The 19,767-nt window shown below is 72.3% G+C and carries 15 protein-coding genes; 9 read left to right on the top strand and 6 right to left on the bottom strand.

Features of this window, described 5'->3' with window-relative positions; genetic code table 11:
- Nucleotides 1-53: 53 nt before the first annotated feature.
- From ACFVDP_RS04640 to ACFVDP_RS04670, 7 genes are all read left to right on the top strand, one after another.
- Nucleotides 54-1,070 (top strand): LacI family DNA-binding transcriptional regulator, encoded by a 1,017-nt coding sequence (locus ACFVDP_RS04640; protein ID WP_383483128.1) that lies wholly within the window; start codon nt 54-56, stop codon nt 1,068-1,070.
- A gap of 194 nt (nt 1,071-1,264) precedes the next feature.
- On the top strand, nt 1,265-2,368 hold the full coding sequence (locus ACFVDP_RS04645; RefSeq protein WP_383483131.1) for an ABC transporter substrate-binding protein: 1,104 nt from the start codon (nt 1,265-1,267) through the stop codon (nt 2,366-2,368).
- Nucleotide 2,369: 1 nt separating this feature from the next.
- The gene (locus ACFVDP_RS04650; protein WP_383483134.1) at nt 2,370-3,896 is read left to right on the top strand and encodes a sugar ABC transporter ATP-binding protein; all 1,527 of its coding nucleotides are present in this window, start codon (nt 2,370-2,372) and stop codon (nt 3,894-3,896) included.
- Nucleotides 3,889-4,851, top strand: coding sequence for an ABC transporter permease (locus ACFVDP_RS04655; protein WP_383483136.1), 963 nt, complete (start codon nt 3,889-3,891; stop codon nt 4,849-4,851). Before ACFVDP_RS04650 ends, ACFVDP_RS04655 begins: the two co-directional genes overlap by 8 nt.
- On the top strand, nt 4,848-5,879 hold the full coding sequence (locus ACFVDP_RS04660) for an ABC transporter permease (protein ID WP_383483139.1): 1,032 nt from the start codon (nt 4,848-4,850) through the stop codon (nt 5,877-5,879). The genes ACFVDP_RS04655 and ACFVDP_RS04660 overlap by 4 nt, the downstream gene beginning before the upstream one ends.
- An 89-nt stretch (nt 5,880-5,968) precedes the next feature.
- Nucleotides 5,969-6,955, top strand: coding sequence for an ATP-binding cassette domain-containing protein (locus ACFVDP_RS04665; protein WP_383483142.1), 987 nt, complete (start codon nt 5,969-5,971; stop codon nt 6,953-6,955).
- The gene (locus tag ACFVDP_RS04670; RefSeq protein WP_383483145.1) at nt 6,952-7,737 is read left to right on the top strand and encodes an ABC transporter permease; all 786 of its coding nucleotides are present in this window, start codon (nt 6,952-6,954) and stop codon (nt 7,735-7,737) included. The genes ACFVDP_RS04665 and ACFVDP_RS04670 overlap by 4 nt, the downstream gene beginning before the upstream one ends.
- Here ACFVDP_RS04670 and ACFVDP_RS04675 read toward each other — a convergent pair.
- The 3 genes from ACFVDP_RS04675 to ACFVDP_RS04685 are packed head-to-tail and all read right to left on the bottom strand — an operon-like array spanning nt 7,718 to nt 13,494.
- Nucleotides 7,718-10,834, bottom strand: coding sequence for an ATP-binding protein (locus tag ACFVDP_RS04675; protein WP_383483148.1), 3,117 nt, complete (start codon nt 10,832-10,834; stop codon nt 7,718-7,720). The genes ACFVDP_RS04670 and ACFVDP_RS04675 overlap by 20 nt on opposite strands.
- 9 nt (nt 10,835-10,843) lie before the next feature.
- Nucleotides 10,844-12,295, bottom strand: a complete 1,452-nt coding sequence (locus tag ACFVDP_RS04680) for an MFS transporter (RefSeq protein ID WP_383483151.1) — start codon at nt 12,293-12,295, stop codon at nt 10,844-10,846.
- A complete protein-coding gene (locus ACFVDP_RS04685; RefSeq protein WP_383483154.1) occupies nt 12,292-13,494 on the bottom strand; it encodes a M20 family metallopeptidase in 1,203 nt (400 codons plus the stop codon). The genes ACFVDP_RS04680 and ACFVDP_RS04685 overlap by 4 nt, the downstream gene beginning before the upstream one ends.
- A 122-nt stretch (nt 13,495-13,616) precedes the next feature.
- On the opposite strand from ACFVDP_RS04685, the gene ACFVDP_RS04690 reads away from it, so the two are divergent.
- Nucleotides 13,617-14,657: an Lrp/AsnC family transcriptional regulator gene (locus ACFVDP_RS04690; protein ID WP_383483156.1), complete on the top strand. Its 1,041-nt coding sequence runs from the start codon at nt 13,617-13,619 to the stop codon at nt 14,655-14,657.
- A gap of 21 nt (nt 14,658-14,678) precedes the next feature.
- On the opposite strand, the gene glgC is transcribed toward ACFVDP_RS04690, so the two are convergent.
- Complete coding sequence (gene glgC / locus ACFVDP_RS04695) at nt 14,679-15,896, bottom strand: glucose-1-phosphate adenylyltransferase (RefSeq protein WP_383483159.1); 1,218 nt, start codon at nt 15,894-15,896, stop codon at nt 14,679-14,681.
- Between the two features lie 20 nt (nt 15,897-15,916).
- Complete coding sequence (gene glgA, locus ACFVDP_RS04700) at nt 15,917-17,074, bottom strand: glycogen synthase (protein ID WP_383484338.1); 1,158 nt, start codon at nt 17,072-17,074, stop codon at nt 15,917-15,919.
- A 308-nt stretch (nt 17,075-17,382) separates the two neighbouring features.
- Here glgA and ACFVDP_RS04705 point away from each other — a divergent pair, with 308 nt between their 5' ends.
- Nucleotides 17,383-18,492 carry a DMT family transporter gene (locus ACFVDP_RS04705; protein WP_383483162.1) on the top strand — a complete coding sequence of 370 codons (1,110 nt, stop codon included), beginning with the start codon at nt 17,383-17,385 and terminating at the stop codon, nt 18,490-18,492.
- On the opposite strand, the gene ACFVDP_RS04710 is transcribed toward ACFVDP_RS04705, so the two are convergent.
- Entirely contained in the window at nt 18,482-19,726 is a 1,245-nt protein-coding gene (locus ACFVDP_RS04710; protein WP_383483165.1) for a transglycosylase family protein, read from the bottom strand. The genes ACFVDP_RS04705 and ACFVDP_RS04710 overlap by 11 nt on opposite strands.
- Nucleotides 19,727-19,767 lie beyond the last annotated feature (41 nt).

Consider the following 19,767-nt stretch of genomic DNA (forward strand, 5'->3'; position numbering starts at 1 on the left):
GGGTCATGACAATCGCGTCCGAAGAGCGGGCGCGGCGAGCCGAAGGAGATTCCGTGCGGGTGAGCCTGAAGGATGTCGCGGAACGCGCGGGCGTCTCGATCAAGACCGTTTCGAACGTCGTGAACAACTATCAGCACGTCACGCCCGCGATGCGGGCCCGGGTCCAGGAGGCGATCGACGAGCTGGGCTACCGGCCGAACCTGACGGCCCGCAACCTGCGCAAAGGCCGTACCGGCATCATCGCCCTGGCCCTGCCCGAGCTGGGCAACCCCTACTTCGCGGAGCTGGCCGGCGCGGTGATCGACGCCGCCGCCGAGCACGACGTGACGGTGCTCCTCGACCACACCCGGGGTGAGCGCGAGCAGGAGCTGCTGGTCAGCCAGGGATTCCGGGCCCGGGTGATCGACGGGCTGATCCTCAGCCCGCTGGAGCTGGAGGCGGACGATCTGCGCGGCCGGGACGGCGACGAGGTGCCGCTCGTGCTGCTCGGTGAGCGCGAGTACGGCCTGCCCTACGACCACATCGCCATCGACAACGTCGCCGCGGCCCGCACCGCGGTGCGCCATCTGCTCGGCAGGGGCCGCACCCGGATCGCCTACCTGGGCGAACGCACCGACTCGGCGAACCAGCCGGCCCGGCTGCGACTGGCGGGCTGGCGCGAGGAGTTGACGCGCGCGGGGCTTCCCGCGCCCGAGACGCTGGTCGGCGCGACCGGGGGCTGGGACCGGGGGGACGGGGCCGAGGCGATGGCCCGGATGCTGGACTCCGGGGTACGACCCGACGCGGTGTTCGCGTACAACGACCTGGTGGCGATCGGGGCGATGCGGGTGCTGCACGAGCGGGGCCTGCGGGTTCCGTGGGACGTGGCGGTGATCGGGTTCGACGACATCGCGGAGGGGCGGTTCGGGGCGGTCACGCTGACCACGATCTCGCCCGACAAGCTGGCCATCGCCCGGCTCGCGGTGCAGTCGCTGCTCGACCGCCTGGAGCACCCCGCCGAGCAGGCAGGACGTGAACTGACCGCCGAATTCCGGCTGGTGGAACGGGAGAGCACGCTGGGGCGCCGCTGACACCGGATCGTCACCGGCGTCCGCACCCGGCGTTGCGCGAACCCTTTACAGCGTCCTTCCAACGATGTAAAAACCTCCCCTGTACCGCCGATGCATCTCTGGATCCGACCGGTCGAACACTTAAGCCATCGCACCAGCCGACCCACCCCGTTGCCGCGTTTCGCGCCGGGCCGTGCCGTTTTGGGGACCTGAACATGACGCAGACCGTGCTCCACCGTCGCCGTACCTCCGCCCGGGCCCTGTTCGCCGCCGGCCTCGTCGCGAGCCTCGCGCTCGCCACCGGCTGCGCCAAGTCGGAGGACGACAACTCAAGCTCCGACAAGGCCAGTTCCAGCTCCACGGGGGACGAGGCCGGGCAGGAGGTCGCCTCGTCCGGCGACGGCAAGACCTGTGACGTCTCCACGTTCGGCAGCAAGAAGCTGGACCTGAAGGGCGCCACCGTCGGCTTCTCGCAGTCCGAGAAGGAGGCCAACCCGTTCCGCATCGCGGAGACGGCCTCGATCAAGGCCGAGGCGAAGAAGCGCGGCATCAAGCTGCTCGCCGCGAACGCCCAGTCGCAGTTCTCCAAGCAGATCAGCGACGTCCAGGACCTCATCGCCAAGGGCGCGGACCTGCTGGTCATCGCGCCGCTGAACTCCGACGGCTGGGAGCCCGTGCTGCGCGCGGCGGGCGCCAAGCACATCCCCATCGTCACCGTCGACCGCAAGATCAACGCGACGGCCTGCAAGGACTACGTGTCCTTCATCGGCTCGGACTTCGTCGAGCAGGGCAAGCGGGCGGCCGACCAGATGATCGAGGCGACCGGCGGCAAGGGCACCATCGCGATCCTGCTCGGCGCGGCGGGCAACAACGTCACCACCGAGCGCACCAAGGGCTTCGAGGACCAGCTCAAGGCGAAGGCGCCGGGCCTGAAGGTCGTCTTCAAGCAGACCGGCGAGTTCGCCCGCGAGAAGGGCCAGGCGGTCACCGAGCAGCTCATCCAGTCCAAGCCGGACATCACCGGGATCTACGCCGAGAACGACGAGATGGGCCTCGGCGCGGTCAACGCCCTCAAGGGCGCGGGCAAGAAGGCCGGCGCCGTGAAGATCGTGACGGTGGACGGCACGCGCAACGCGGTGCAGGGCATCGTCGACGGCTGGATCTCCGGCGTCATCGAGTCCAACCCGCGCTTCGGCCCGCTGGCCTTCCAGACCCTGGACTCCTTCACCAAGGGCGACAAGGTCGGCCAGGACATCGTCATCAAGGACAGCGCCTACACCAAGGACAACGCCAAGACGGATCTGAACAAGGCGTTCTGACATGCTGTCAGTGACCAGTCTCAGCAAGACGTTCCCCGGCGTGCGCGCTCTCGACGGTGTCGACTTCACCGCGCGCGCCGGGGAGGTGCACGCGCTCATCGGGGAGAACGGGGCGGGCAAGTCCACCCTCATCAAGGTCCTCACCGGCGTGTACCGGCCGGACCCGGACGCGGGGGAACTCACCTACGACGGATCGCCGGTCAGCTTCGCCACCCCGCTGGACGCACAGCACGCGGGCATCTCCACGATCTACCAGGAGGTCAATCTCGTCCCCCTGATGAGCGTGGCCCGCAATCTCTTCCTCGGCCGCGAACCGCGCACCCGGCTCGGCCTGATCGACTTCCGGCGGATGCACCGGGAGGCGGGCGAGGCGCTGCGCGAGCTGGGTGTACGCGTGGACGTGCAGCGCCCGCTGCGTGAACTCGGCGTCGGCGCCCAGCAGATGGTGGCCCTGGCCCGCGCGGTCTCGGTCGACGCGAAGGTCGTCATCATGGACGAGCCGACGTCGTCGCTGGAGCCGCGCGAGGTGCGGACCCTGTTCGGGGTGATCCGGATGCTGCGCGAGCGGGGCATCGCGGTCGTCTACGTCAGCCACCGGCTCGACGAGCTGTACGAGGTGTGCGACTCGGTCACCGTGCTGCGCGACGGCAAGGTCGTGCACACGGGGAACCTCGCCGATCTGGACCGGCTCGGCCTCGTGTCGCTGATGCTCGGCCGCGCGATCGGTGACGTACAGGACGAGGGGCTCACCAAGTTCTCCGGCGAGCACGACGCGGCGGCCGAACCCATCCTCCGGGCAGAGGAGTTGACGGCCCGGCACCAGTTGCACGGGGTGTCGCTCGAGGTGCGGCCCGGGGAGGTCGTCGGGCTCGGCGGGCTGCTCGGTTCGGGGCGCAGCGAGACCGCGAAGGCGATCGCGGGGGCGCTCCCCACGGACAGTGGCCGGGTCGTCGTGGCCGGTGCCCCGGTCCGTACGGGGTCCACCCCGGCGGCGATCCGGGCGGGCATCAGCCTGCTGCCCGAGGACCGCAAGGCCGAGGGGATCGTGCCGGGCCTCTCGGTGCGGGAGAACATCGCACTCGCCGCGCTGCCGGGGCTGTCCCGGTTCGGGCTGGTCGACGAGTCACGCATCGACGAAATCGTCGACACGTTCGTCAAAAGGCTCCACATCAAGACGGCGGGCCCGCACCAGAAGGTCGGCGAACTGTCGGGCGGCAACCAGCAGAAGGTGCTGCTCGCCCGCTGGCTGGCGATGAACCCGAAGGTGCTGCTCCTCGACGAGCCGACGCGCGGCATCGACGTCGGCGCCAAGGCCGAGGTCCAGAAGCTCATCGACGAGCTGGCGGACGACGGTCTCGGTGTGCTGCTGATCTCCTCCGACCCGGAGGAGCTGATCGAGGGCTCGGACCGGGTCGTCGTCCTGAAGGACGGCGCGGTCGTCGCCGAGCTCACCGGAGACGCGGTCACGGAGGACCGACTGATGCGCGCGATCGCCGCAACTCCCGCCGAAGGGAAGCACGTTGAGTGACCTGACCCTGGGCAGGGCCGGTGTCGACCGCGACCGGCTGCTGCGCCTCCTCCAGGACTACGGCGTGTACGCCGGTGTCGCGGTGCTGATCCTGGCGAACATCGCGTTCACCCCGCACTTCCTGTCGACGGAGAACTTCCGCACCCAGGCCGTGCAGGTGGCGCCGGTGCTGATCGTGGCGCTCGGCATGGCGCTGGCCATCGGCAGCGAGGGCGTGGACCTGTCGGTCGGCTCGGTGATGGCGCTGGCGACCTCCGTCGTCTCCCTCTATCTGGGCTACGGCGCGGCGATCGCCGTCGTCGCGGCGCTCGTCGGCGGGGCCCTGGTGGGTGTGGCGAACGGTGCGCTCGTGGCGTTCATCGGCGTCCAGCCCATCGTCGCCACCCTGGCGCTGATGGTCGCCGGACGCGGTCTCGCCCTGGTGCTGCTCCCCCAGCTCAAGGACGTACGGGATCCGGGGCTGCGTTCGCTGGGCACCGGTGATGTGCTCGGCATCCCCTATCTGGTGCTGATCGCGGCGGCGCTGGCCCTGCTGGTCGCCTTCGTCGTGCGGCGCACCACGTTCGGCCGCCAGCTGCTGGCCATCGGCGACAGCCGCCCGGCCGCGCAGCTGGCGGGCCTTCCGGTGCGGCGGGTGCTCATCCTCGTCTACGTCGCGTCCGGCGTACTGGCCGCGATCGCCGGCGTGCTGGCGACCGCGCGGCTCACCGCGAGCGACCCGACGTCGCTCGGCAATCTGATGGAACTCTCCGCGATCACGGCCGTCGTGGTCGGCGGCACGCCGCTCACCGGCGGCCGGGTGCGGATCGGCGGCACGGTCGCGGGCGCGGTGCTCATCCAGCTGCTCACGGCCACGCTCATCAAGCACGACCTGCCACCGTCGTGGACGCAGATCGCGCAGGCCGTGGTGATCGTGCTCGCCGTCTACGCGGCCAGGGAGCGGGGGAAGCGATGACGATGACGGACTCCACAGCGGCCGAGAAGGCCAGGCCGACAGGCACGGTCGAGGACGATCCGCTCGGCGCGACGCGCGCGGAACGGCTCAGCGCGCTCGCCCAGCAGCACGGCGCCCTGGTCACGTTGGTGATCGCGGTGATCGTCGCGTCGCTCTCCTTCGACACGTTCCTGACCGGGGACAACATGGAGAACATGGCGCTGTCGTCGGCGTTCCTCGCCGTCGTGGCGCTCGGCATGACCTTCGTGATCGTCACCGGCGGCATCGACCTGTCGGTGGGCTCGCTGTTCGCGCTCGGCGGGGTGCTCGCCGCGTGGGGCTCGCAGTACGGGACGGTCGTCGCGCTGCTGCTGCCGCTCGCGGTGTGCGGGCTGATCGGGCTGGTGAACGGGCTGCTCATCGCGCGCTCCCGGCTCGCCCCGTTCATCGTGACGCTGGCGGCGATGCTCGGCGCGCGCGGACTGCTGCTCGCGATCACCGACGAGGGCTCGACCACGTATCTCGTCGACAAGTCCACGTTCTTCGCGACGCTCGGCCAGGGCAAGCTGCTCGGCATCGGCGTCCCGGTGTGGATCACGCTGGCGCTGTTCGTGGCCGGCGCGGTGGTCCTGCGCCGTACGCGCTTCGGACAGTACGTGTACGCGGTCGGCGGCAACGAGGACGCGGCGGCCCTGATGGGCGCGCCGGTGGCCCGCACGAAGATCGGCGTGTACACCGTGTCGGGGCTGTGCGCGGGGCTCGCCGGGGCGCTGAACGCGGCGTGGCTCGTGTCCGGTGTGACCATCCTCGGCTCCGGCATGGAGCTGGAGGCGATCTCGGCGGTCGTCATCGGCGGCACGCTCCTGACGGGCGGCTTCGGGTTCATCAGCGGCTCGCTCGTGGGCGTCCTGCTGCTGAAGGTCATCCAGAACGTGATCAACCAGATCGGCTCGCTCGACTCCGCGTACCAGCAGGTGGTCAGCGGCGCGTTCCTGGCCGTCGTGGTGATCGCGCAGACCTGGCTCGGCAAGCGGCGCCGGGTGCTGTGAGCTGGTGGTTTCAGCGGGTTCAGCGTTTTCAGGGGCGCTGAAACCGGCGTGAAACCGCGTTGAATGCGTCATGCCGCACGCTCTGCGGCATGACGACAACGACCAGTCCCCCGCTCACGGTTGCGGCGCACGGACTCCACAAGTCCTTCGGCGACAAGGTGGTGCTCGACGGCATCGACCTGACCGTGCCGGAGGGGACGATCTTCTCCCTGCTCGGACCGAACGGCGCGGGCAAGACCACCGCCGTGAAGATCCTCTCCACGCTGCTGCACGCCGACGCCGGCGAGCTGCGGGTCGGCGGCCACGATCTGGCCGTCGCCCCGCAGGCCGCACGGGCCGTGATCGGGGTGACCGGTCAGTTCTCGGCCGTGGACGGGCTGATCACCGGCGAGGAGAACATGCTCCTCATGGCGGATCTGCACCACCTGTCCAAGGCGGAGGGGCGCCGGACCGCCGCCGAGCTGCTTGCGCGGTTCGACCTCACGGAGGCCGCGGGCAAGCCCGCCTCCACCTACTCCGGCGGTATGAAGCGGCGCCTGGACATCGCCATGACGCTGGTCGGCGCCCCGCGCATCATCTTCCTCGACGAGCCCACCACCGGACTCGACCCGCGCAGCCGCCACACCATGTGGGGCATCATCCGCGAGCTGGTCCGCGACGGCGTCACCGTCCTCCTCACCACGCAGTACCTGGAGGAGGCGGACGAACTCGCCGACCGGATCGCCGTGCTGCACGACGGCCGGATCGCCGCCGAGGGCACCGCCGACGAACTCAAGCGGATCGTGCCGGGCGGACACGTGCGGCTGCGCTTCACCGACCCGGACGCCTACCGGTCGGCCGCCGTCGCCCTGCGCGAGGCCACGCCCGACGACGAGGCGCTCACCCTGCAGATCCCGAGCGGCGGCAGCCAGCGCGAGCTGCGCGCCATTCTCGACTGGCTGGACGCGGCCGGCGTCGAGGCCGACGAGCTGACCGTGCACACGCCCGACCTCGACGACGTCTTCTTCGCCCTGACCAGCACCGACCGGCCGAACCGGTCGAACCAGCCGAACCAGCCGAAGGAGTCGGTCCGATGAGCACCCTGACCCTCGCAGTCCGTGACTCGCGGACCATGCTGCGCCGCAATCTGCTGCACGTCCGCCGCTACCCGTCGATGACGCTGAACCTGCTGCTCACGCCGATCATGCTGCTCCTGCTGTTCGTGTACATCTTCGGCGACGTGATGAGCGCGGGCATCGGCGGCAGCGACCGCTCCGACTACATCGCCTACATCGTTCCCGGCATCCTGATGATGACCATCGGCGGCACGGTGATCGGGGCCGCGGTGTCCGTCGCCACCGACATGACCGAGGGCATCATCGCCCGCTTCCGCACCATGGCCATCCACCGTGGTTCGGTGCTCATCGGGCACGTCGTCGGCTGTGTGCTGCAGTGCGTGGCGAGCGTCGTCCTCGTCGGCGCCGTGGCGGTGGCCATCGGGTTCCGCTCGCACGACGCGACGGTCCTGGAGTGGCTGGCGGCGTTCGGGCTGCTCGTGCTCTTCTCCCTGGCGCTCACCTGGATCGCGGTCGGCATGGGGCTCGCCAGCCCCAACCCGGAGGCGGCGGCCAACAGCGCGCAGCCGCTGATCCTGCTGCCGCTGATCTCCAGCGCCTTCATCCCGGCGGACACGATGCCGGGCTGGTTCCGGCCGATCGCCGAGTACCAGCCGTTCACCCCGGCGATCGAGACGCTGCGCGGTCTGCTGCTCGGCACCGGGATCGGCCACAACTGGTGGATCGCGCTGCTCTGGTGCGTGGCGCTGGCCGCGCTGGGCTACCGCTGGGCGACGGCGTCCTTCAACCGCGACCAGAAGTGAGGGTGCGGGCCGCCTCCCCCAACTCGTCCCGCTCCAGGGCGGCGTACTCCGACACCGCGTCGGTGAACGCCGCCCTGTCGGCGTTCTCGGCCGCCCGCCGGGCCCGCTGCGCGGACATCGTCGGCTGGAACTCGCGGCCCACACCGAGCCGTTCGGCCAGCGCGATCATCCGTACGGCGTTCGGGGCGTCGGAGCCGAGCTGCACCAGGCCGAGCGCGTGCAGCACCGGCCCCAGCACGTACAGGTCGACCGGTGAACAGACCGGAGCGGCGAGCGCGGCCTTGAGCCACTGCCGCAGCCGGCCGACGGTCACCGCGACGGGTTCGAGCCGGTCGGCGTGGGCGTGGGCGGTCACCGACACCGACTGGATCACCAGCTCCCACGGTTCGAGCGCGGCGGCGGCGCTGTGCCGTGCCCCGGCGGCGAGCATCTGCTCCACGGCGCCGCGCCACAGTCCGAGTCCGACCTCGGTGAGCCCGCGGGTCAGGGCGATCTCGGCGCGTCCGGCGAGGTCGGGCCGGTAGTAGGCGTCCTGTCGGCGGGCGGCGTCCTGTTCCGTCCTGCGCAGCCAGTACTCGGCCTCGTCGGGGTCCGCGCGTTGCAGGCAGGCGAGGACCAGATGCCAGCGGATGAAGAGGTAATCGTGCCCGTCGTTGAGCCGCGGCACCACCGCCAGCACCGCCTGGAGGTGCTCGTACGCCGCGTCTCCGTTCCCTGTGCGCAGGTACAGCTCGCTCAGCCGGGAGTGACCCATGAGCTGCACGAACGGGTTGTCGGCCGGGGCCAGTTCGGTGAGCATCCGGTGGGCCGACGCGACCGCGCGGTCGAGGTCGTGCGCGTTCTCCCAGACGTACGTGGCGATGCTCTCGGCGACCCCCGCGACGAGGGGTTGCCCGTCGGCGCAGAGCCGGCGCAGCACAGCGTGGTCGGGCGGGCGCATCTCGGGGACGGCGGCAAGCACGACCGCGGCGGCACGCAGCAGGGTGTCCGGCCGCGCGGCGGGCAGCCGGCGCAGGACGACGAGCTGGCGGACGGCGCTGACGCCCGAGCCCATGAGCAGGGCGGCGACGCACAGCACCGTGGCGGCGCGGACGACTTCGACCCGCTCGGGCGCGGGCCGGTAGTGGGAGAGCAGGGGGCCGGTGTCGGCGGCGAGCTGGGCGAGGCGGGAGTAGTGGGCGTCGTTGGACCACAGGGCGGCGAGGACGGCGGTCAGCGCGGCGACGGTGGGGCCGTCCTCGCGGGCCAGCGCGAGCCGCAGGGCGAGTACGAGGTTGTCCTGCTCGGCCTTGATCCGCTCCCAGCCGGGCAGCGGCTCCGAGCCGAAGATCACGTCATGGTGCGCCTCGCCGAACTCCCGCGCCCAGGTGAGGAGTTCGCGCACCGCGTGCTCCTCGTCGCCGGCCTCGACGCGGCGGGCCGCGCTGAACTCCCGTACGGTCTCCAGCATCCGGAAGCGCACTCCGGTCGGGGTGTCGACGCCGGTGACCAGCGACTGGCCGGTCAGCTCCTCCAGGAGGAACAGCGCGTCCGCGCCGAGGACCCGTTCGGCCGTCCCGGCGAGGAAGCCGCCGGGGAACACGGACAGGGTGCGCAGGGCGGCCCGCGCGTCCTCGTCGAGCAGGTTCCAGCTCCAGTCGACGACGGCGTGCAGGGTGCGGTGGCGTTCGGGGGCGTCGCGCGCGCCGCCGCGCAGCAGGGCGAACCGGTCGCCGAGGCGGCGGGCGATCTCCGGTACGGACAGCACCCGCACCCGGGCGGCCGCCAGTTCCACGGCGAGGGGCAGCCCGTCGAGGTGGCGGCAGAGTTCGGCGACCGGCCCCGGGGGCAGGTCCACGCCCGGCCGGGCGGCCCGGGCGCGCTGGGTGAACAGTTCGACGGAGGTGGGCAGCGGCAGTTCGGGCAGCGCGTAGACGGCTTCCGACGTGAGGTCCAGCGGGGACCGGCTGGTAGCGAGCACCCGCAGGTCCGGTGCGGCGGCGAGCAGGTCGCGCACGAGGTCGGCGGCGCCCGTCACGATCTGCTCGCAGTTGTCCAGGACGAGCAGCGCGGGGCCGGTGCCGAGCACGCCGAGGATGCCGGTGAGCCGGCCGTGGGCGGTGGGGGCGCCGGGCAGCGTCTCGCCCGCGCCGAGGGCGGAGGCGACTTCGGCGGTGACGTCCGCGTCGGCGGTGACACCGGCGAGGGGTACGAAGTGCACCAGGCGCTGTGCGGCGCGGCGGCCGACGGCGTGGGCGAGGCGGGTCTTGCCGAGGCCGCCGGGGCCGACGACGGTGACGGCGCGGGAGTCGCGCAGCAGTTCCAGTACGGCGGCGATGTCGTCGTCGCGGCCGAGCAGCGGGTTCGGCTCGTGCGGGACGCCGTGCCGGGTGGGCGGCGCCTCGCCGCGCAGCAACTCCTGCTGTATGGAGATGAGTTGTGGGCCCGGATCGGTGCCGAGTTCGTCGCGCAGGCCGCGCCGGTACGCCTCGAAGCGGGTGAGTGCGGCGGACGGTCCCAGGGTGGCCGCCTCGGCGCGCAGCAGTTCGGCGAGGATCTCCTCGTCGCGCGGGTGCCGGGCGAGGATCCCGGTGAGGGGCCCGGCGGCCTCCGGGTGCCGGCCGAGGCGGGCGAGGGCGAGGGCCCGCGCCCGTACGAGCGCGGCGTGCACGGGGGCGCGCTCGCCGCGCAGCGCCGCGACCGGGTCGTCCCCGGCGTGGTCCGGGGTTCCCTCCCACAGGGCGAGTCCGGCCTCGGCGGCGGCCAGCGCGCCCGCGTGGTCCCCGGCTCTGGCGCGGCCGGCGCCCGTGGCCGCGTGCAGCAGCAGGGCCGAGCTGTCGACCTGGTCGTCGGTGAGCGCGAGCCGGTATCCGGTCGGGGTGCTCACGACGACGTCGGGGCCCAACTGGGTGCGGACCCGGGAGACGAGGACCTGCACCGCCTTCCCCGGCCGCTCCGGCAGCTCGCCCTCCGGCCACAGGCCGGCGACGAGGTGCTCGGTGCTGCGGCCGGTGCGCGGCTCGCCCGCGAGCAGCGCGAGGAGTCCGCGCAGCCGGGGCGCGGTGATCTCCTGCCCGCGCCAGGCCACGCGCGGGAGCAGGATCAGGTCACAGGTCACGCGTGCAGATTAGCCAGGGCCTTCGGACACCGACCCCGCCGGGGCGGGAACGGCGGGTGCCCGCGTGCCGGACTTCCTCCCGCTCAGGCCGAGTTGGGCCAGGATGGCGAGCGCGCAGGCCGCTCCCCCGCCGGTCCAGATCGTCAGGTAGGCGGTGAGTGACGGGGTGTCCGTGGCGCCGATGACGAGGGAGCCGAGGGCGACGGCGAAGACGGCGCCGCCGACGCTGCCGCCGAGCGTCTTGAGGTTGTTGTAGACGGCGGTGGCGCTGGCGGTGCGGTCGGCGGCGCTGCCCTCCACGATCACCGTGGGCAGCCCGCCGAGCGCGAGCCCGCAGCCGACGCCGACGAGCGCGTTGGCCACGGCGAACGGGGCGAGCCCGGAGTGCACGCCGAGCAGGCTGACGTAGCCGACGGTGAGCAGGCCGAAGGCGATCAGCAGCAGTTTGCGGTAGCCGATCCGGGTGGCGAGCCTCGCGCACAGGGCGGAGCCTGCGAACGCCATGATGTTCGGGATGACGCCGTACAGGCTGATCTGCCAGGCCGCGAGGTCGAACCCGTACCCCGTCTCGGCCGGGGAGGCGGCCATGAAGCTGACGGCGACGGACTGCCCGCCGAGCATCACGGCGCCGAGCACGAACCCGGACGTGTAGTAGGGGGCGCTGTCCCGGCGGGCCACGGCGCGGACGTCCACCAGGGCGTGCGGGCGCACGAGTTGGACCTTGGTCCAGGCGGTGAACAGCACGGCGGAGAGCAGCAGTCCGCCGAGCGTGGGCGCCGAGGCCCAGCCCCAGGCGGCGCCGCGCGACACGGTGCCGAGCAGGGCGACCAGGGCGAGCGCGAGCAGGGCGGCGCCGGACCAGTCCATGCGGCCGCGTCCCCGGGTGCGGGACTCGGGGATCGCGGTGAAGGACAGGACGAGGCAGCCGACGGCGGACACGGCCAGCACGATCAGGGTCGGACGCAGATCGCCGCCGAGCAGGGTGAGCAGCGGTCCGACGAGCCCGTGGCCGAGGACGGTGCCGAGGGTGAGGGCGCCGACCAGCATGCCGACGGCCCGGCGGCCGCCGTCGACGCTGAGCCGGTCCCGTACGAGACCGATCTCCAGCGGCAGCAGCGCGGCGAGGGGGCCCATGAGCGCGCGGCCCAGCAGCAGGACACCGAGGTTCGGCGCGCAGGCGACGAGCACCGTGCCCGCCGCGACGATCCCCAGGGAGACCCGGAGCATCCGCCGGTGTCCGTGGAGGTCGCCGAGGCGGCCGAAGGCCGGGACGCTGATCGCGGCGGCGAGGTACTGGACCGAGGTGAACCACTGGGCCTGCCCGGTGCTGATGCCCTGCCAGTCCTGGATCTCGGGGACCAGCGGCACGGCCGCGCCCTGGAGGAACCCGCTGACCAGCTCGAAGGCGACGAGCAGCCCGACGACGGCGCGGACCTTCGGCGTACCGGGGTCCGCGCTCACGCGGCTGTTCCCCGGGCGAGGCGCCGCTCGGCGAGGGCGGCGAGCAGGGCGGCCTGGCGGGCGAGGACCGCGTCGTCGAAGACGGCCAGCGGGGAGTGGTTCATGGGGGCGTTCGCGACGTCGGTGCCCTCGGGGGCGGCGCCGACCATGAGCATCGCGCCGGGGACGCGCTGGAGGACGAACGCGAAGTCCTCGGAGCCGTTGGACGGGTTGGGCGCCTGCCACACCTCGTGCTCGGGGAACAGGTCGCGGGCGGTGTCGAGCGCGAAGGCCGTCTCGTCGGGGGCGTTGACGGTGACCGGGTAGCTCACCTCGTACTCCACGTCGGCCTCGACGCCGTGCGCCTCGGCGATGCCGCGTACCAGGCGCGGCAGCCCCTCGATGAGGCGTTCGTGCGCGATCTCGGAGTAGCTGCGCACCGTCGCCTTGAAGGTGGCGGTGTCCGGGATGACGTTCTGCTGGGTGCCGGCGTGGAAGGTGCCGACGGTGACGACGGCCGGGTCGAACAGGTCGAAGCGGCGGGTCACCCAGGTCTGGATCGCGGTGACGATCTCGCAGGCGACCGGGATCGGGTCCTTGGCGCTGTACGGGGTCGAGCCGTGGCCGCCCTTGCCGCGTACGGTCACGGTCAGGATGTCGGAGGCGGAGGTGACGGTGCCGGGGCGGGTGGCGATCCAGCCGCCGGGCAGGGTGTTCGCGGCGACGTGCAGCGCGTAGGCGGCGTCGAGGGGCCTGCCCGCCGCGTCGAGCACGCCCTCCTCGATCATCAGGCTCGCGCCGTTGTGGCCCTCCTCCCCCGGCTGGAACATGAACACCACGTCGCCCTGGAGCTGCTCGCGTCGCTCGGCGAGCAGCGTCGCCGCGCCGACGAGGCCCGCGGTGTGCAGGTCGTGGCCACAGGCGTGCATGGCGCCGGGGACCCGGGAGGCGTACGCGACGCCGCTGCGCTCGGTGACGGGCAGGGCGTCCATGTCGCCGCGCAGCAGGACGGCGCCGCCGGGCTTCGCGCCGCGCAGTACCGCGGTGACGGAGCTGAGCCCTTTGCCGAGGGTGATCTCCAGGGGCAGGCCGTCCAGCGCGGCGAGGACCTTCTCCTGGGTGCGGGGCAGGTCGAAGCCGAGTTCGGGTTCCTGGTGCAGGGCGCGGCGCAGCCGGACGAGTTCGGGCTGGAGTTCCTGGGCACGTTCGGTGAGCGTCATGCGGGGGTGAACCTCCTGGTACGGTCCGGCTGGCCACGGGAGAGCGTGAGGGAATGGCGTCAGGGTGCTGCTCTGCCGCGGGAGCGGGTGACGAACCGCAGGGAAAACGCAAGGATGGAGCGGTGACGCAGGAATTCGGCAGGACCGCACTGGACGACCTGGACCAGGCCCTCGTACACGCGCTGCAGATCGCGCCGCGGGCCGGCTGGGCCCGGATCGGCGCGGCGGTCGGGGCGGATCCGGTGACGGTGGCCCGCCGCTGGAGCCGGCTGGCCCGGAGCGGGTCCGCCTGGATCGGCTGCCATCCGGGTCCTGCCGCCGCCGAGTCCGGACAGGGGTGCCTGGCGTTCGTCGAGGTCGACTGCGCGAACGGGCGGCTGACCGAGGTGGCCCGCGCGCTCGTGGCGGAGGCGCACGTGATCACGGTGGAGCACGTCAGCGGCGGGCGCGATCTGCTGCTGACGGTGCTCGCGCCCCGGCTGTCGGCGCTCACCCGCTGGGTGACGCACCGGCTGGGCGCGCTGGAGGGCATCGTGAGCACCCGCACCCATCTGGCGAGCACGGTGTACACGGAGGGCAGCCGGTGGCGGCTGCGCGCCCTGAGCAGCGAGCAGATCGCCCGGCTCGCCGACGACGCGGCGCCCCGGGGCGACGCCTCCGTCTTCGAGCTCACCGACCTCGACCACGCGCTGTTCGGCGAGCTGTCCGTGGACGGCAGGGCGAGCCACAAGGTGCTGGCCGAGCGATGCGGGACGAGCCCCGACACGGTCCGCCGCCGGGTGAACCGCCTGCTCTCCTCGGGTATGGCGCAGTTCCGCTGCGAGGTGGCCAGGCCCCTGTCGGAGTGGCCGGTCTCGCTGATCCTGTGGGGCCGGGCCGCCCCCGCCGAACTGCGGACGGTGGCCGAGCAGGTCACGGGCGCGCGCGAGGTGCGCCTGTGCGCGGGGGTGATCGGCCGGCACAACCTCAAGCTGGTCGCCTGGGTCCGCTCGCTCGACGACGCCCAGCGCTTCGAGGTCCGGCTCGCCCAGCGGGTGCCCGCCCTGACCGTCGTCGACCGGGCGGTCGCCCTGTGGCCGATGAAGCTGAACGGGAACCTGCTGGACGAGCACGGCTACCGCACGGGCGCGGTGCCGATCGACGTGCGGGCCGTGGGCGGGTGATGAGCGCGGCCGTGGCCCCCGTCAGTGCACGGACTGCCCCTTGCCCAGCGCGATCACACCGCCCTTGGAGACGGTGTACAGCTCGGCGTCGCGGCCCGGATTGACGCCGATGGTGGCGCCCGCGGGGACCTCCACGTTCTTGTCGAGGACCGCGCCGCGCACCACGGCCCCGCGCCCTATGCGGACGTTGTCGTGCAGCACCGAGCCCTGGACGACCGCGCCGTCCTCGACGCTCACCCCGGGCGACAGGACGGAGCGGGTGACCTGGCCGCGGATGACGCAGCCGGGGCTGACGATCGACTCGCTCGCGATGCCGGCCGCGCAGAACTTCGCGGGCGGCAGCTGCCCGGCGTGGGTGTAGATCGGCCAGTGCCGGTTGTCCAGGTTGAACGCGGGCCGGTCGGAGATCAGGTCCATGTGGGCGTCGTAGTACGTGTCGAGTGTGCCGACGTCGCGCCAGTAGGCGTGGTCGCGTTCGGTCTCGCCGGGGACGTGGTTGCCGTCGAAGTCGTAGACCTGCGCGACACCGCGCTCGGTGAGCAGCGGCAGGATCGAACCGCCCATGTCGTGCGCGGAGTTGTCGTCCTCGGCGTCCTCCCTGAGCGCGTCGACGAGGGTCTTGGTGGTGAAGAGGTAGTTGCCCATGGAGGCGAAGACCTGGTTCGGGGAGCCGGGCAGCGGCGGCGGGTCGGCGGGCTTCTCCAGGAACGCCTCGACGCGCGTGCTGTCCCGGGCGGGCGTGATGACGCCGAACGCGGACGCCTCCGCGCGCGGCACCCGGATCCCGGCGACGGTGACGCCCGCTCCGGACTCGATGTGCTGGGTGAGCATCTGACGCGGGTCCATCCGGTACACGTGGTCGGCGCCGAACACCGCTATGAAATCGGGCTGTTCGTCGTGGACCAGGTTCAGGGACTGGAGGATCGCGTCGGCGCTGCCCGAGAACCAGCGCGGGCCGAGCCGCTGCTGGGCGGGGACCGGCGTGACGTAGTTGCCCAGCAGGCTCGACATCCGCCAGGTCGTCGACACGTGCCGGTCCAGCGAGTGCGACTTGTACTGCGTCAGGACGCAGATGCGCAGGATGTCTGCGTTGACGAGATTGGAGAGCACGAAGTCGACGAGGCGGTACATGCCGCCGAAGGTCACCGCCGGCTTCGCCCGGTCCGCGGTGAGCGGCATCAGCCGCTTACCCTCTCCTCCCGCCAGAACGATCCCGAGTACCGAAGGCCCACCGCGCATGGCCATCAACCCCCCATGTATCAAGCGCCGTTCAGGATCTCCTCGTATACCCCGACCGTGCGCCGGGCTATCGCGTCCCAGCCGAATTCCGCGGCCGCCCGCTCGCGTCCGGCCGCGCCCAGGCGGTCCGCCGCGCCGGGGTCGGCGACCACCGTGTTCAGCGCCTCGGCCAGGCCCCTCTCGAAGCCCTCCGGGTCCTGCTCCGCGTACGGGACGAGCAGACCGGTCTCGCCGTGGGCCACCACCTCGGGGATGCCGCCGACCGCGGAGGCGACCACCGCGGTGCCGCAGGCCATCGCCTCCAGGTTGACGATGCCGAGCGGTTCGTAGACCGACGGGCAGACGAACGCCGTGGCGTGGCCGAGGAGTTGGACGACCTCGGAGCGGGGCAGCATCGACGGGATCCAGTGCACCCCGTCCCGTGTCCGCTTCAGCTCCTCCACCAGCTCCCGGAACTCGCGCCCGAGCTCCGGGGTGTCCGGCGCCCCCGCGCACAGCACCAGCTGCACGCCCTTGGTCAACTCCTTCGCCGCGCGCAGCAGATGGGGTACGCCCTTCTGCCGGGTGATGCGGCCGACGAACAGTACGTACGGGCGGGCCGGGTCGACGCCGAAGCGGCGCAGCACGTCGATGCCGGGCTCGGCCTGGTAGAGCGAGACGTCGATGCCGTTGTGCACGACGCGGACCCGCTTCGGCTCCAGTGTCGGGTAGCAGGCGAGGATGTCGTCGCGCATCGCCCGGGACACCGCGATGACCCCGTCCGCGGCCTCGATCGCCGTGCGCTCCGCCCAGGCCGACAGCGCGTAGCCCCCGCCGAGCTGCTCGGCCTTCCAGGGGCGCAGCGGTTCGAGGGAGTGAGCGGTCAGCACGTGCGGGATGCCGAGGTGGAGCGCGGCGAGATGCCCGGCGAGGTTCGTGTACCAGGTGTGGGAGTGGACGAGGTCCCGGCCTTCGAGCGCGGCGGCCATGGACAGGTCCACGGAGAGCGTGCGCAGCGCGTCGTTCGCCCCGTCCAGGGCCGGCCAGGCGCGGTGCCTGCGCACCCCGTCGCCCGCGCCCTCGCCCCAGGTGTGGACCTCCAGGTCGACGAGCGGTCTGAGCTCGCGCGCCAGGAACTCGACATGGACCCCCGCGCCGCCGTAGACATCCGGCGGATATTCCCGGCTGAGCAGTCCCACTCGCACGCGCGACCCCCGTCATCGGTCGGGCAAATCCGCTGGTCGTAGCCGCCCTCGCACAACCGTTTCCGTACCGCTCGTTTGCGGGGCGCGTCTCATGGTCACCCATGAACGGTCCTCGCGGAAGAGTGCCGACACGTTCGGTAGTCCCCTGGACACCCGCCCTGGGGATGACTCGGTGTGCGGCGTACTCCATCGGCAGTAGGACCCAATGACTGCTCAGGTCGGACGACGCGGACGGCCCGGACGAGAGATCGTAGAGGTATGACAACCGATCGCTGGCCGCACCACTCCCCCAGGAGCGCCTCATGAGCGCCCTGGCGCTGTCCGTGCTGCTGTCCCTCGTCTCCGCGGTGGCGTACGCGGGCGGGGCGATCGTGCAGGAGCGGGTGGCGGAGACCTCTCCGGGGACGGCCTACGCTCCGCTGCGCAGGCCCGCGTGGTGGGGCGCGGGGTGTCTGAACGGCCTGGGCGCCCTGCTGCACGTCGTCGCGCTCGCCTACGGCCCGCTGAGCCTCGTGCAGCCGCTGGGCGCGCTGACGATCGTCCTGGCGCTGCCGATGGCGGCCCTGCTCGTGGGGCGCCGGGCAGGGGCCACCGCGTGGCGCGGGGCGATCATGGCGACGGCCGGTCTCGCGGGCCTGCTGGCACTCACCGGCAGCGCCTCCGAGCAGTCCCTGGGCGGCACGGAGCGGCTGCTCGTCGGGCTGATCACGGCCGGTGGCGTGCTGGTGCTGACCACGTCGGCGCGGGCCGTGCACCGGCACCCGGTGGTGCGCTCGGTGCTGCTGGCCGTCGCGGCCGGCGGGGCGTTCGGCATGGCGTCGGTGTTCACGAAGTCCGTGGCCGTGGACTGGTCGGGCGAGCCGCTGGAGCAGCTCACGACCCTCCTGGCGATAGCGGGCCTCGCCGTCACCGGCATGCTCGTGTCGCAGGCCTCCTACCGGGGCGCGGGCCTCGCCGTTCCGCTGGCCACCGCCACGGTCGTGAACCCGGTGGTCGCGGCGGCCGTCGGCCTCACCCTGTTCGGCGAGACGTTCCGGCACGGCACGATCGGTACGGTCCTCGCGCTGGGCTGCGGTGTCGTCGCAGCGGGCGGCCTGATACTGCTGACGACCGAGCGCATCGGGCGGGGGCAGCACACCGGGCAGGTCGTCGCTCAGGGGTCACCGGAGACTTCGGAAGGTGACGGCCGGGGCGATCCGGCGGACAGGGCGGACACGGCCGTCGCGGACGAGCTGGCGCTCCCCGAGGATCTGACGCTCCCCGAGAATCTGGCGGCTCCGGGCGGCCCCGCGGCCCGGGACAGCCCGGAGGTCCCGGACAGTCCCGCGGCGCTGCACAGCCTGCCGCGCCAGTCCGAGGACCGGCGCGACGGGCTGGGCAGCCCGTGCGGGGACAGGTTCCTCAGATCCTGACGCCGTGGGCCCGCAGATAGGCGAGCGGGTCCACGTCGCTGCCGAAGCCGGGCCCGGTCCGCACCTCGAAGTGCAGATGCGGGCCCGTGCTGTTGCCCGTGGACCCGGAGCGGGCGATGCGCTGCCCGGTCACCACGCGCTGCCCGCTCTTCACCGAGAGGGCCGACAGGTGCCCGTACTGGCTGTACTTGCCGTCGGCGTGCCGGATCACCACTTCGTAGCCGTAGCTGCCGCCCCAGCCGGCCGAGACGACCGTGCCCGCCTCGATGGCCTTCACCGACGTGCCGGTGGCCACCTCGAAGTCGACGCCCGTGTGGTAGCCCTTCGACCAGGAGGAACCGGTCGCGTGGTACGGGGTGCCGATGGACGCGGAGACCGGGGCGACGACGCCGCCCGCCGCCTTCTGCCCGGTGCCGGCCTTCTTCGTCTCGGCCTTCTTGACGTCCTGCTTCTTGACGTCCTGCTTCTTGGCGTCGGCCTTCTTCGGTTCGGCCTTCTTGGACTCGGCCTTCTCCGCTTCCGATTTCTTCGGGGCGGCCCGGTGCGTGTCGGTCTGCTTCGGCACGCTCTTGCCGTGTCCGGGCACCGTGAGCCGCTGGCCCGGGACGATCAGGTCCGGGTCGCCGCCGACGACCGTGCGGTTGGCCGCGTACAGGCGGGTCCAGCCGCCGCTCACCTTCCGTGACTCCGCGATGCCGGAGAGGGTGTCGCCGTGGACGACGGTGTACATCTCCGGACGGCCCTTGCTCGCCGTCGACTGCGGGGTGACCTCGGGTTTGACGTCCTTGACGTCCTTGACGACCTTCGTGTCCCTGACGGTCTTGGTCTTCTCGACGGTGTGCACCGGGGTGGCCGCGCCGCGGGCCAGGCCGGCCCGCTGCGAGCACACCGGCCAGGCGCCGGGTCCCTGGCTCGCCAGGACCTTCTCGGCGACGGCGATCTGCTGGTCCTTGGTGGCGAGGTCGGCGCGCTGGGCGTAGGCCCCGCCGCCGTACGCGGACCAGGTGGAGGCGGTGAACTGCAGGCCTCCGTAGAAGCCGTTGCCCGTGTTGATGCTCCAGTTGTTGCTGGACTCGCAGGCGGCGACCTTGTTCCAGGTCCCGGCGTCCGCGGCCTGTGCGCCGCCCGCGCCGATCAGCGGGATCGCCATGCCCGCGCCGCCCACGGTCACGGTGAGCGAGGCCCGGTTGACCCGGCTCGGCTGATACCGGCGGTGCCGGCCGCGTAATGCCATGAACGCCCCCTTGGCTGCCCTGAATCCCACAGGCACACGTA

Origin of the sequence: Streptomyces sp. NPDC057694 (assembly GCF_042799415.1) — a bacterium.
Taxonomy (GTDB): domain Bacteria; phylum Actinomycetota; class Actinomycetes; order Streptomycetales; family Streptomycetaceae; genus Streptomyces.

Coding starts and splice junctions, on each gene's coding strand:
- ACFVDP_RS04710 (WP_383483165.1), bottom strand. CDS start 19,726: ATGGCATTACGCGGCCGGCACCGCCGGTATCAGCCGAGCCGGGTCAAC.
- ACFVDP_RS04665 (WP_383483142.1), top strand. CDS start 5,969: ATGACGACAACGACCAGTCCCCCGCTCACGGTTGCGGCGCACGGACTC.
- ACFVDP_RS04685 (WP_383483154.1), bottom strand. CDS start 13,494: ATGACGCTCACCGAACGTGCCCAGGAACTCCAGCCCGAACTCGTCCGG.
- ACFVDP_RS04670 (WP_383483145.1), top strand. CDS start 6,952: ATGAGCACCCTGACCCTCGCAGTCCGTGACTCGCGGACCATGCTGCGC.
- ACFVDP_RS04650 (WP_383483134.1), top strand. CDS start 2,370: ATGCTGTCAGTGACCAGTCTCAGCAAGACGTTCCCCGGCGTGCGCGCT.
- ACFVDP_RS04705 (WP_383483162.1), top strand. CDS start 17,383: ATGAGCGCCCTGGCGCTGTCCGTGCTGCTGTCCCTCGTCTCCGCGGTG.
- ACFVDP_RS04660 (WP_383483139.1), top strand. CDS start 4,848: ATGACGATGACGGACTCCACAGCGGCCGAGAAGGCCAGGCCGACAGGC.
- glgC (WP_383483159.1), bottom strand. CDS start 15,896: ATGCGCGGTGGGCCTTCGGTACTCGGGATCGTTCTGGCGGGAGGAGAG.
- ACFVDP_RS04645 (WP_383483131.1), top strand. CDS start 1,265: ATGACGCAGACCGTGCTCCACCGTCGCCGTACCTCCGCCCGGGCCCTG.